Genomic DNA, 12,430 nt, shown 5'->3' on the forward strand with positions numbered 1-12,430 from the left:
TGTTGAATGACGTTGGCGGCCTCTCATGCCGAACTCGAACATCTGCTCCAACGGCCACCTTACGACCGAATCGCCCGGCTCATGAAGGCAGCGTCCCGGCACGTGACGGATATGCAAATGAACTCGTCGCTTTCTTGCGGCGCGGTGGCCACGGAGCGACTTCGATCTATTGGCAGCGCTCGGCGCGGACTTGCCAGGCGCGGTGCGTGTCGTACCGAGCGACGAGCTCGGGCGCAGAGCATCGGCGCGGCCGACTCTTCGGTCAAGGTACCGTGGATCATTCTGCCCGGTTTCATCGATCTCCATGACCATCTCACCTGGAATATCCAGCCGCGATGGCTGACCGGCCGGAATTTAACAATTGCTAAGAATGGTAGGATTCGCGGAATAGGACTGCTTGCTGAACAATCCGCACTGCCGGGCAATCCCGACTTTTTCCTGCGAAGCGGAGATGTACGCGGAGATCAAGGCGCTTGCCAGTGGGGCGACCTCGGTCCTCGGGGATTGCTGAGCAGCGATAAGAGCTCTGCAAACCATCCGTGCGTGCGGGACTTGCCCGAAATCTGGATAGGGGGTGCCGGCTTCTCGCAAAGCAACCGGTCTCCGACCGGCCTTGCGCCGGGCAGCCTCAACCTGCACGCACCAAACCCATTGGCACTTGCTGCGGAACGCGCCTCTGTGCAAGACAATTTGTCCCAGAACGGCAGTAAGGAAACCGCACTGTGACAGCTTCTCTTGATGGCGAAATTCGCGACGGCGGCCATCATATGCAGGTCCGCGTCTATTTCGAAGATACTGACTCCGGTCAGATTGTTTATCACGCAAATTTTTTGCGCTTCATGGAACGCGGTAGAACGAACTACTTGCGCCTGCTCGGAACCACTCAGCAAGCGCTACTCAGAGAAGCCAAGAAAGATGCGCCCGGCTTTGCCTTCGTTGTCCGCTCCATGACGATCGATTTTCTAAAACCGGCGGTCTTGGATGACCTGCTTGACGTCGTCACAGTCCCGCAAGAGGTGAGGGGAGCGTCGATTGCGTTGCTGCAGGAATGCAGGCGCGGAGACGATCTCCTAGTCACGGCGCGTGTACGCGTGGCGTTTATTTCAGCCGGAAAGGCGCAGCGCATCCCGAAGTCGCTGCGGCTCGCTATGGAAGGGCTTCGATAGATCTGCCGCTTAGTTCAAGCTTTTGGCTTCCAGCGCCCCACTGAAATCAAGTCATTAAGCTTCTGTTGCGACCTAGTCAAACCAGTGTTCGGCCAAATTGTGTATCACTCGAACTTTTTGCGCTTCATGGAACGCAGCAGGACGAATTACTTGCGCCTGCTCGGAACCAGTCAGCACGCGCTGCTCCAAGAAGCGCAGAACGATGCGCCGGGCTTTACCTTTGTCGTCCGGTTGATGACAATCGATTTTCTAAAGCCGGCGGTCTTGGACGACGAGCTTGACGTCGTTACTCTCCCGCAAGAGGTGAGAGGCGCGTCAATTACCTTATTGCAGGAATGCAGGCGCGCAGAGGATATCTTGGTCACGGCGCGTAGCGCGGAGGCGCGCGCCATGCCGTTCCGGTCTCCACAATCGCCTCGACCGGAATCGAACCCTGCTCTGACTCGAAATCACGGCCGAGATCGACCTATCGTAATGTCGCGAGGTCAAAGGAGGGTCTTGTCATGCGTATCGGCGAACGATCCGCACCTAGTAAGGACGCCCGATTGCTTGCTTTTGAGCGTGCCGGCTTATTCAGCCTCGTGGCACATCCGAACCCATGGCGTGGGCCCGACTCGCAATAGCTCTGTCCCGTTCAGTCGGCCGAGCAATAAGTCGGTGGATGAGGCGGGCGAACGATTTCGGGCGACGTCACATTCTTAACCGCGTCCTTGCCGCGAGCGGAAGGTGCGCTTGCCAAAAAGGTGTTGGCCAGCGGTGTGCGGCTGCTTGGTAAATCGAAAAAAGCTGCCGCACAGAATGGTGCCATGTTTCAGCAGTCCGTACGGCGAAGGCCTCCATAGCGACGCAATCGCCGAGGAGTTGGCGGCCGATTGCCTCTGCACCGTCCACCGCCGATGCTAACGCGTTCGCAAGGCCTTGAGATGCGATCGGATCGAAGCTTGCGGCGGCGTCGCCGATTGCCAGCCAACCCTCACCGGCAGGATGTTCGAGCAGCGACGGCGAGGCGTCGACGCTCTTCACATGGCCGCTACGAACCAGTTCCCTTGTCCAGCGAGGAAGCGAGTTTGTGTCGTCAAGCGCAGCGAGAAGGGCTGACCGCGCGGCGTCGCTTCGGGCGCTGGCGGGATCACCGGTGAACAGGGCGCAGGTAAGCGTCCGCCCCGGGCCGCACACCGCGTACCACCATCCGACCCCAGTGGCTTCGACGGTCAGTGACGCCGGTTCGCTCTGCCTTTCTGTGTCGGGCGCGGACTGGACGTGAACGGCGAGGAGGCGAAAGAGACTCTTGCGTTTCGCACCGAGCCGGCGAGCTAATGTCGACGTAGGCCCGCTTGCATCGACCACGAACGCCGCACGCAGGGAAGCTAGACCATTCCTCGAACGGCTCTGCACAGACCAATAGCGATTGCGGCGGCTTAGACCGCGAACGTGATGGCCGGGAAACACATGGGCGCCGGCCCTCATGGCTCGGCTCACGAGCAATTGTTCGAGGGCGCCGCGGTCGATCACCCAAGCGCGCCCGCCCGGGTGACCGAGAAAATGCTCGCGGTTCGGCCGAGCCATCGACCATGCGCGATCGATGCATGCGAGGGGACATGCCAGATTGCCATTCGCTTCGATAAGGTCGAGGAGACCGAGATGAGACAGAATAGGAATGGCGTTCGGCGTCAGTACCTCGCCGGGCTTGCCCTTAGGCTGCAGTTCTTTCTCCAGGAGTGCGACGAGCAGACCCCGCTCCGCCAGAGCCGCGGCGGCGACTGCTCCCGCCGGGCCCGCGCCGACCACGAGAACGTCCCAGACGCGGTCGTCGTCCACGCCGTTCACACCTCACCCTGACGGAACTGATGGCGCGGCGGCGTGATCGGTTCGGGCGGCGCTTCGAGGCCCGCTTGGGACGGAGTCGGCTCCGGTGTCCGCTCCCGCAGCGACTCGATCCGGGCAATCAAGGCAATTTTTTCGTCGGTGCCGGCATTCGCGCAATCGCGGCCAGTCTCCACGTGGACTGTTTCGGGGAAGCCAACGTCGCGCAGCGCCTGCGGCGTTTGGCGTGGTTCGACCATCCCGAGCGTTGCCCACAGCTGAACCATCTTGTCAATGCGCTCGTAATAGGTGCGGCCGCGCACGTCGCGCAGCCAGTCCTCCCGCAGCAACGCGTGCTTGAGACGTTGCAGCTTTGGGTCATCAAACGGATCGGTGATGTTAGCGCTTGCTCGCTCGAAAGCGGCGGAGCTCAGCACTTGGTCGGGCACGCGCGCGCCCCAGAAGCTCGGGAATGACAAATAAGTGCTTGGGGAGTAATCGGCGCTGGAGTTGCACGATGCTTCGTCCGTCTGCCAGGGCAGACCGAGCCAGCGCGTGAGCGCACCGGGGCCCGCGGCTGTGATCGGGCCTGCGGGTCCGAGGCATGTGTCCCGCGTCAGTTGTGAACCGAAATCCTGGCGCACAGCTTCGCCCTCGGGCAAAAGGTTCAATCTGTACAGCAGGCGATCGTCGCGTTGGGCCGCGTGATGCAACGCCCACAGCTCAGGCCGCCGCATCGGCCATGTAAGCTCGATGCCTGGGTGGAACGGTCCGCCGAGGCACTCGGTCAGGCCCGCGCGCATCAGCTGAGATACTTGCGCATCGGCGGAGAGGGCCGCGAAGTCCGGTAGCGACGGTGGTCCGTGCCAATCGGACACGAACGTGCCCGCGGCCCACCGATCGAGGTGTGCGAACATCGTAGGCGTGACCGACAGAAAGGTCAGATCGACGTCGCGGGCCTCACCAAAAAGGTCCCCGTATATGTAGGGTATCTGCCGTTGCGAGCCGGGGCCGGGAGATATCGGGCGGAACAAGGCAAATACCTGTTGGCGCCATGACTTGTTCTCGGGACTGGCGTCGGCCAAGCGTGAGATCACCGAGACGGCCCGCGCATCGAGCGGCGACCCCACGCCGTGCGCGACAAGGAATCCGTGATTGATCCACTGCAGCGCGGTTAGACGGTCGAAGATCGGCCAAATGTCGTGCGAGAAACTTGTCGTCGTCGGTCGGGCGAGCCAGCCGGCTGCCATGAACGCCTCCCGGACGGTGTCGTCCATCGTCACGAGACCGTTAAGGCCGGGCGCGAAATTGGGCGGCGTGACGACCACATAACCGGGATCAGCTTCGAATTCCGTGGTGCCCACGGTTATTCGCGCGCGCACCGGCCCGTCGCATGTGTCGTCATACCAACGATCGTTGTTGGCGAAGGTGACGGGGCGCATACTGGTGTAGAACGGCGCCGACTTGCCAAAACCGCCCAAGAAAATGAGCCGCCCGGCGTCGTCAGTTCGTAGCTCGCCAAGCGTGACGAAGAAATTGAGAATCTGCCCATCGTCGAAACGGAATTCGGGCCCGGACAGGTTCAGACCGCTGATCTGCCGCGCTGCCGGGCGAATGTCGAGCTCAAGCCGCCGAGTATAGTCCACGTTGCGCCGCGTCGCTGGAACCACGAACTGCGCCGGCAGGTCCATGGCCTGGTTGAACTGGTACCAGCCGGCTTTGAGATTGGCGACTTCAACGCGCCAGGAGATCTTCACGTCCGGGCCCTGGACGAGTTCGATAGTCTCGCCTGACTTCAGCCGCGCATAGACGTGGAAGCGCACCCCTTGGCGTTTGATCTCGCCGGCCGCAGTCTGAAATCCGCCGCGCGCATCGGGCGTTCCGCCGATCACCTCGGGCGCCAGCGTGTAGTCGTCCTGCCCATGCGCGTTGCCCAGGCGAGCAATGCCGATCGGCGGATAAACGCCTATCCAGGCAATCTCGGATGCACTCACGCCCGCCATGTCGTCCCCCCCTGTACGCTGCCGCCTATTCCTTGAATCGAAGGTCCATCTCGTCTTCAGCGATGATGCTGTCGTCAAAACCGGTCGAGCGCAGTACACGAACGGTGGCACGCTCCGCAGCAGGAAACTGGTTGCGGTCAAGCACGACCTTCGGGCTCTTCTGGCCAACGGCGATCGTTTGCCATATTTTCTCGCCGTCAGGCCGCACCTGGATCGTGTAACTGACGCCCGGTTCATCGGGGGCGGCCATGGACATCGATCGCTTTTCGGGATGTCCAGGCGGCCCCGCGCCCATTTCCAATCCTTGAGACCGGGCTGTCACGGTGGGTTCGGGAGAGCCTGCCTCGAACGTGTTCACGACCTTGCCATCATGCAGCAGCACGAGACGGGCCATGCCCGCCGCATACGATACGTTCTGGTCGATCAGCCCGGTCTTCGATGCATGGTCGTCGCTGGGAAGGAGAATGGTTGGCCGCACGCGGCTCAGCTCCTTCCCATCCGCCGCTTCCACGACGAGTTCGAACCCGGTGCCTTGCGGCGGCTGGTTGGCGGGTGGAGCCGCGCCTGCCGTTGCTGATTGGCTTGCCGCCGCGGTGGCCGGATTGACATAAAGGAATTCACCCGTACCTGATCCGATGTCGACTGATCCGACGATGTGAATAACTTTGTTCTCGTATGACATCATTCGCCTCCTGATCGTCCGCCGGTATCACGCGTTCGGCGGAGCGAGCGCCATATCCTCATGGACCAAGTGATCGTGAATGGCCTCATAAGTATACGCCGAGAGCCACTGGCTGTCGGCATAGGTCATCACATCGTGATGGATGTTACCCGGCAGAGCCCGCATCTGCAGGCCAAGGGCGGGGTCACCGAAATCGAAGCCCACGAATTCCTGCGCTGGTGAGCTAATCAAGCCACCGGCATAGGGAAAGGTCGTTTCGAGGTTGTCTCGGGGCTGGCCCGTCCCCTGAACAGGATCAAAGGTCGGGAAGCCCGGGTGCCGGCGCTGGAACGTGTGGCCAAGCTCGTGCGCGCCGTACCAGTCCGCAAAACTCGCGTCGCTGTCGCCGGTCCAGCCGTTAGGCACGCCGCAGGGGCCGCATGCCACCGCGCCGAAGATGGTGGTCGCCTCATCGTAAAGGGCGCTGCCGCGCATGAAGCTATTGCCCGCCTCATTGTCCACCAGGCCATAATAATGGGTCCGTGGATCCATTCCGGATGAAATCTCTCGCGTGCGCAGGGCCGATAGTTGGGCGTTGACCAGGATCGACTGATTGCCCCCGAATGGCGGCCTGAGGCGGTCGCCATCGATGACAATCTGCGACCATGCGAGCGCGGCAACCGGGTAGGCCCGTGTCAGATAGGACCGAAGGTAATCGAAATGGATTGCGCCGGGCGTGATCGTCGCCGTCGGGGCGTTCGTGCTGCGATAGCGAAGCCCGATCGCCCGGATGCGCAACACCGGCGCTGTGACGAAATTGGCGGTCATCGCCGGTTGCGCCGCGAGTGGCAGCTTCTCTCCTCCCGGCACATTGAGGTGGTCGAGACGGAGTTCGATCGATCCGGCGCCGAGCGCGTCGGCCGGAAGAACAAAATTCAGGCTTTCGGCGACATCGAAGCGTTGTCCCATGAGATCGGGCGTGCGCGCCGGATCTAGCTTCACGCGGTTCATCGCCGCGAGATAGAAAGCGCCGCCGTTGGCGCGTCGCCACGTAATCTCGCCAGTCACCAGTGTCGAGGCAGCGACCGTGGCGGGGTCAAGATAGACGCGCACGATTGTGGGTTTGCCGGCAATGAGCCGCACACGATTGTCGAGTGCCTGGATGACCTGCACGATCTCGACGCCGCGCACGCCGACATTGGCCGCTGAGCCTATCCCCGCTGCAGCCGAAGCCGCTGCCGCCATTCGCGCCCGGCGCGGCCTCCTGATGGTTGGCTGTTCGTAGGGCGAGGACCCCACCGAATCATATTTAGGCGCCGCCCTGCCGCTGGAGCTCGGCGCCTCCGCCGCTGACTTTCCTGGCCGTCGCGCACGTGGTTTTATGGTCAAGGCGCCCTCCCTTCTCTTCTGCACCAGCCACGCTTGGAGTTGCGCATGGCTACCGTGCGATGTTCCCTCAACTTTGGCAGCGCGCTCGATGATGAAATGGTCACGCGTAATACGTTGCGCTAAATTGCCAATCGTTTCACAGGCCTGATGCCATTCGGCGAATATTTCGGCACTGAGCGGCAGCGGATGCTTGTTGGGCTGAAACGTCGTCCCGAGCGGATAAAGCTCGCCGTGCGTCCTTGTCATCTCGATATGGTTTCCGAGCACGAGTGAAACCGGGTGCTCGGATGCGAACACCGCAAGGCGCGCCGCGCTGCGTCGATAAGCTGCCCAGTCGGCAACAGTCAGCAGGCCATGGTAGAGCGTGTCCCCGGTCAGCAGAGCCTGCATGCGAGGGTCATAGACGGCGATGTGATCGGAAACGTGGCCTGGAAGGGGCAACACGACCAGCGCGCGGCTGCCGAGATCGAGCGTGGCTTGCCCGTCCGGCCAGGCGGGGAGATTGAACGCGTGCTGAACCGCGCCTACGCCGCGGCCGATAATTCTCGTCTGGGGCCGCCCGGCAAACTGCCTGTCCCAGAAGACATGATCGCCGTGGCCATGTGTGTGCGCTATAATAAGCTCGCTGATGGCGCGACCTTCTTCGGCACGCCGTGACAGCAGCGTATCGACGGCCTCGCGGATCGGCAGGATTTTCCGTGGATCGCCGTCGTCGGGACTGGCCCCCGTATCGAACAGCACGGCCTTCTCGCTGCCCATAAGCAGGTACATGAACGGTGCTTCGAAACTGAAGCACTTGCTCTGCCGGAGCACATGGGTGTCGTCATCGACCGACACCACTTGCAGCGGCGGGTCGGTGCTCGCCGCGCAATCAGCGGAGCCGTGGATCCAACTGACCTCGTCAAGACGGAGCGGCATGGCTTGCCTAGAGCCGTCCGCGCGTGTCGCCGGCCGAAAGCACCGCGCTCACCGAAAGCGGCCCGCCAGGACCGCCGGCGGCACCCGCTCCGTCGCCGACGCAGCCGCGAACCGGCTGCGCCGTACTCTGGCCGATGCGCGTTGCGAGCGCCCGGATCGTCATTTGAATCCGGTCTGCGATCTGGCCACCGAACTGGATCGCTCTTCCGTCGATTAGTACATCGCCCAGCACGTAACCGCGGTCGCTCGGCACTTCGATGACGGCTCGGACCGGACGTTCTGGAGTTCCGCGCGTATACTTCCAGAAGGAGGCAGGATCGCTGCCGTCGGGGGTTTCCCATTCCTGCGTGTCCAGGCCGCCGAAATAGATGCCGACAGGGTTGGCGACAGTAACGTCTGCCTTGCTACGCGCATGAAAGTTCACGCGCGCGCCGATGAATGGGTCGCTGTGTCGCTGTTCGGCGCCGTATCGGCCACACCGGATCAATTCCAGGGTATCGACCATCGGCGAACCATCGGCGCGCAGCCGCGAAACCGTTGCCGCGCCCGCGATCTCGATCTCGGCGCCCAGTGTGTTGTTTCTCTGCACGAGGTGCATGGCCCCGTTGGAGGTCGAATTGTTGAAGCGGTTGCGCAAGATGTAGGCCCCCGATGGGGTGAAGAGGTCTGCCTGTGTTGCCGAGGCGTCGACATGTTGCTTGTAGAGTGCGAGCGTTTGGGTCGGATCGGTTGCGGCGAGAAAGCGCCAGTACTCCGGCCCTTCGCAGGTAAACGTGACCCGCGTCATCTTGTTCGTGCCGGATTGCCGGGTCACGCTCCACTCGCAGTACTCGTCCTGAACGTCGCGTGAGGCATCGGCAGAGCGCCAGCGCTCCATGTCCGAGCCGCTGCTGATCTGCACAATGCGGGGAAACGCTGTCCATTTCACATCTTCGAACGCCGGGTTGGGTCCCGCCTCGACTTTGGCGGCATTGAAGAACTGCGCCCGGGGCGAGTCGAACGGATCGCCGCTACCCTCTTGAGCGGAGTTCATCGCGTCGGAGATGAACTGATGCCAGGCATCGCGTTGGGCCGGTCCGAAATCGTCGAGAAAACCCGGTGGGTCAAACCGTTGAAACGCCATATTCACCTCCCTGATGACTGCGCGACAGGACCGGAAATCTCATCGTTCGACCACCTCGGCATCCCTGCTTACTGCCAGGGGCGGCGCGTTCTCGTCGATATTGCTGAACGGCAGCGTCAGGCCGAATTCAGCTATCCTGCGCTTGCGGAAAGCGCGCCTGCGCCAATCGGCGACACGCATGAAATCGAGAACGCCTTGCGACGTCGCGAGACGCGCGCGCACTTTGGCAACGAACGCGTCAAGCTCCGCGGCGGCCCGTGTGCGCATCGCTCCCTCGTCGAGCGTCAGGTAGTCAGCTGCGATGCGTTCCGGTGCCTCTGGAGGTAGGCCGGCCGCGGCATCGTTGATGTTCCTGCGCGTTTCGGCCTCGATCTGGCCTGCTGGCGTTGTCCCCGCGGGGACGTACTGCAGCAGACTTTCACGCGTGGCCGAGTCAGTCGGATTCCAGGCGTCCACCATCAGGAGCCCAAGCGCAAAGCCGGGAGAAAGGATGCCTCGTCGCGTGAGCTCGCCCACGACTACGCAGTCCTCGAATGCCCGCTCCGAAACAGGCCAGGCAAAGAAAGCATCGCCGGCCTGCTGGAAGCCCGCATCCGAGTGCTTCAGCACGAGCCCGAGTGCGGCGACGGCGCTCTCGTAGTCCGGTCGTCGCACCTGAAACGCTTGGCCGAGTCCGGAGATATCGAGCGCGAGCTGGTTGACGATGCTCTCCACGTCGAAGAAGAAAGTGGCCGGCAGTCCGAACTCCGGCTTGCTCCCGCGGCTTCGCTCCTCGCTTGAGACGATATTGACGGATGTGGCCGCGAGCAGGTGGCGCAACAGCTCCCTGGGCGCCGCGACACCGCCTGGCGCGCCGAGCAGGCGATCAAGGCGCGCGCGGGTCCAGCGTTGAACGGCCGGGCGGACCACCCGCCGCTCCAGGATGTCCGCGCTCTCGCGGGCAGCGAAAAGCGGATCGGTCCTCACCGGGTGATCGGGCGGAAAGGACTCGAGTGGGATCTCCTGCGCCGTGCTGTTCCAGTGCAGCCAGGGCAAGCGCAGTTCTTTCATGACCAGCGTGCCATTCACGTGGCTATCGAATGGCCCTTTGCCCCGCGCTGCATCATCGAACGCTTGCCAGGAGGAGCCTTCCCACAACCATGCGTCTCCTGCGCGCTCGTAGAAATGAAACACCTTGTTGCGACTGTCCCAGCCCGCGACCTGCAGAAAAGCGGTCGGATCGGTCGCGGGCGGTCGCGTGCTGACCAGAACCGTTGGTCCACTGGCGGGGCGGCCGCGGGTGACGACGTAGCGGACACTCCTCGGCAGCCGCGCGCTTGCACTGTTGAATGGAATCTGGCCGGCTTCCGCGACGACGAAGACCATTTGCTCAGGCAGGCCTTCGGGGGCGCCATTCGTCTCGTTCAGGACGGCGAGAAGTTCGGCAGCCGTCCCTGGGAAGCGTCCGCGCGCCAGTACGAGCTCGAAGAAGGGGTCGCCCAGGGACGCGCGTTCGCCGTCTGTCATGGGTCGGCCTCCATTGGGATCTATACCGACCACTCTCGCGCGAAGGCTGGATGGAGATGAGCCCACGGAGTCGGAGGGACGATCGAGTCCCGCCGCTGCATACGATAAAGGATGGGTGCGTGTAGGATTAAGCGGATCTTGGCCGAGACTCATGGTGAGCCTCCCTTCCGACGCCTCTGGTGCTTGCCCTCCCAACCATCAGCGTCCCCAATCTCAGTAAGTATTCTTGTCACAATCTAATATAGTATCTACTATCTGATGATGCCTCGGGTTGTGCAACAATTTTCTTGCTGATTGCCACGCGCGGAATGTCGCAGAACCGCTTGCGATGCGGCAGCGCGAACAATTGCGGATCTCGCTCTCGCCACATTGCGATTCTTTGCGCGGCCAAGAGATCGAAATCGCTGCTGATGCGCGGTGGCTGCCTTTCGAAAGGTCAGCCGCTAGACCGAGCCCGCATCCCGGCGCGAAAGCCGAACGAAATCGTGGAAGTCGCAATTGGAAACGGGACACACGACGCTTGGATGCACCGCGGCGTCGGCGTCGAAAAGCGAATTATTTCCGACAGCGGATGGGAGTGTATATAACTAATTGAAATAACGCCGAAAATCGGCCTTACGAGATTGCTATTTTTCAGAAGTTTACATTTTTCGACACGCCCAAGCGCGTCGAGAAACGTCGCATCGTCATTTCGCGGGGTGACAATGCCATCTGGTCCTAAACATGCGGGGCTTGAATTGGACCTTCTGGTCCTGCTACGGCATTCGAATATTGAAATTGAATGGGCACCGTTCGAGTGCCAATGGTGAGATTCACCTCCTTCATCACGCGGCTCAGATTCGCACCAGCTTCGGTTATCGGGAAGTCGCCGCACTCTTCACCCTGCGCGGACGTCCATCCGAGAAACTTGACCGCATTGGGGCTGCTGCCGGCCCGAATGGCATCCTCCACGTCGGGGTCCGTCCGAGCCTCGTTCAGCTCGTGATAAAGCGTCGCAACGATGTTTTTCCATGGCTGATCGAACGCGACGATCCCGTTATCGGATCCGCTCGGCCGCGTTTCGGAGAAGACGCCGATAGCGTAGTAGATCGTGACCTTGCTGGTCGGATGGATTGAGCCATGATAGCCGCCCAACCCTCGCAGCGAGCTCGCTTCATCCTCGACGGGAATAGCAGCAGCGGCGGCGGCATTGCCGACGCTGATTGCAGCCGTCGGATCCTCATCGGTCGTCAAGATCGTTCCGCTCGGCAGCAGGAAATTGAAGACGGTCGAGCCGAAATCGAAACCCTGCAGCGCGCCCTGCTGGAAAAGGCTGTTGACCAGCTGTTCGACGTCGCCTTGCGAGAACTGGGATGGTCTTGCGCCAGGCAGTATGTGCGAGGGCTCGAACGTTGTGGTGATCGGCTTGTTCTTGAAATACTGCATCATGACGTTGTTCAAGTTGGTGTCCGCCATCGCGGCTGCCAAAGCATCGTCGATATTCTTGATGTCGCTTGCCGCCCATGACGATGCGCCACCGATATAGAAATTGGTATAGACGAGGTCCTGGATGATATTTCCACCGTGATTGATCAGATTGTGCGCGGGAGTTGGCGCGAATTTCGACGCGGTCGCTGCTACAATGGCGGCCATCGGCGCGGCCATCCCCCGGTAATACTTTTCAGCCGGCGAACCCGGGGAGGTAACAACGTTCATCGGACGAAATTTGACCGCTCTCTTGGTGGTTGATTTCTTGGCCTTGCCCGATTTCGCTTTCGTAACTGACTTCTTCTTTGTAACCGACTTCTTCGTCTTTGCCTTGGCCATGAGACTTTCCCCTCCTTGAGCAACCCGACATCCGGGCCATCAATATCGTTGCGCG

The 12,430-nt window shown here is 61.6% G+C and carries 9 protein-coding genes and 1 pseudogene; 3 read left to right on the plus strand and 7 right to left on the minus strand.

All coding sequences use genetic code 11. From position 1 onward, the window contains the following. Window positions 1–6 precede the first annotated feature (6 nt). The 3 genes and pseudogenes from IVA93_RS06330 to IVA93_RS41105 form a co-directional block, all read left to right on the plus strand. The gene (locus IVA93_RS06330; RefSeq protein WP_247361048.1) at window positions 7–726 is read left to right on the plus strand and encodes a hypothetical protein; all 720 of its coding nucleotides are present in this window, start codon (window positions 7–9) and stop codon (window positions 724–726) included. Continuing rightward, on the plus strand, window positions 723–1,166 hold the full coding sequence (ybgC, locus tag IVA93_RS06335; RefSeq protein WP_026232585.1) for a tol-pal system-associated acyl-CoA thioesterase: 444 nt from the start codon (window positions 723–725) through the stop codon (window positions 1,164–1,166). Before IVA93_RS06330 ends, ybgC begins: the two co-directional genes overlap by 4 nt. Window positions 1,167–1,292: 126 nt before the next feature. Continuing rightward, window positions 1,293–1,538: pseudogene (locus IVA93_RS41105) on the plus strand (acyl-CoA thioesterase); the annotation flags it as partial. A gap of 318 nt (window positions 1,539–1,856) precedes the next feature. On the opposite strand, the gene IVA93_RS06345 reads toward IVA93_RS41105, so the two are convergent. The 7 genes from IVA93_RS06345 to IVA93_RS06375 all read right to left on the minus strand — a co-directional run bounded on the left by IVA93_RS06345 (window position 1,857) and on the right by IVA93_RS06375 (window position 12,375). Then, window positions 1,857–2,984 (minus strand): NAD(P)/FAD-dependent oxidoreductase, encoded by a 1,128-nt coding sequence (locus IVA93_RS06345; RefSeq protein WP_247789713.1) that lies wholly within the window; start codon window positions 2,982–2,984, stop codon window positions 1,857–1,859. Between the two features lie 5 nt (window positions 2,985–2,989). Further along, window positions 2,990–4,972, minus strand: coding sequence for a LodA/GoxA family CTQ-dependent oxidase (locus IVA93_RS06350; RefSeq protein WP_247409495.1), 1,983 nt, complete (start codon window positions 4,970–4,972; stop codon window positions 2,990–2,992). A 25-nt stretch (window positions 4,973–4,997) separates the two neighbouring features. Then, the gene (locus IVA93_RS06355; protein WP_157642894.1) at window positions 4,998–5,654 is read right to left on the minus strand and encodes a hypothetical protein; all 657 of its coding nucleotides are present in this window, start codon (window positions 5,652–5,654) and stop codon (window positions 4,998–5,000) included. A 27-nt stretch (window positions 5,655–5,681) separates the two neighbouring features. Further along, the gene (locus IVA93_RS06360; RefSeq protein WP_247409494.1) at window positions 5,682–7,940 is read right to left on the minus strand and encodes an MBL fold metallo-hydrolase; all 2,259 of its coding nucleotides are present in this window, start codon (window positions 7,938–7,940) and stop codon (window positions 5,682–5,684) included. A gap of 7 nt (window positions 7,941–7,947) precedes the next feature. Beyond that, window positions 7,948–9,063, minus strand: a complete 1,116-nt coding sequence (locus IVA93_RS06365; protein ID WP_247361056.1) for a DUF8225 domain-containing protein — start codon at window positions 9,061–9,063, stop codon at window positions 7,948–7,950. A gap of 39 nt (window positions 9,064–9,102) precedes the next feature. Further along, the gene (locus tag IVA93_RS06370; protein WP_247789714.1) at window positions 9,103–10,569 is read right to left on the minus strand and encodes a hypothetical protein; all 1,467 of its coding nucleotides are present in this window, start codon (window positions 10,567–10,569) and stop codon (window positions 9,103–9,105) included. A gap of 717 nt (window positions 10,570–11,286) precedes the next feature. Next, window positions 11,287–12,375 (minus strand): hypothetical protein, encoded by a 1,089-nt coding sequence (locus tag IVA93_RS06375; RefSeq protein WP_039798710.1) that lies wholly within the window; start codon window positions 12,373–12,375, stop codon window positions 11,287–11,289. Window positions 12,376–12,430: the final 55 nt, after the last annotated feature.

It is taken from the genome of Bradyrhizobium sp. 155 (genome assembly GCF_023101105.1).
GTDB classification, from domain to species: domain Bacteria; phylum Pseudomonadota; class Alphaproteobacteria; order Rhizobiales; family Xanthobacteraceae; genus Bradyrhizobium; species Bradyrhizobium canariense_D.

What these genes read in the sequence shown, in the direction of transcription:
- IVA93_RS06365 (WP_247361056.1), bottom strand. Translation starts at nt 9,063, where the DNA reads ATGGCGTTTCAACGGTTTGACCCACCGGGTTTTCTCGACGATTTCGGA.
- IVA93_RS06330 (WP_247361048.1), top strand. Translation starts at nt 7, where the DNA reads ATGACGTTGGCGGCCTCTCATGCCGAACTCGAACATCTGCTCCAACGG.
- IVA93_RS06355 (WP_157642894.1), bottom strand. Translation starts at nt 5,654, where the DNA reads ATGTCATACGAGAACAAAGTTATTCACATCGTCGGATCAGTCGACATC.
- IVA93_RS06360 (WP_247409494.1), bottom strand. Translation starts at nt 7,940, where the DNA reads ATGCCGCTCCGTCTTGACGAGGTCAGTTGGATCCACGGCTCCGCTGAT.
- IVA93_RS06375 (WP_039798710.1), bottom strand. Translation starts at nt 12,375, where the DNA reads ATGGCCAAGGCAAAGACGAAGAAGTCGGTTACAAAGAAGAAGTCAGTT.
- IVA93_RS06350 (WP_247409495.1), bottom strand. Translation starts at nt 4,972, where the DNA reads ATGGCGGGCGTGAGTGCATCCGAGATTGCCTGGATAGGCGTTTATCCG.
- IVA93_RS06370 (WP_247789714.1), bottom strand. Translation starts at nt 10,569, where the DNA reads ATGACAGACGGCGAACGCGCGTCCCTGGGCGACCCCTTCTTCGAGCTC.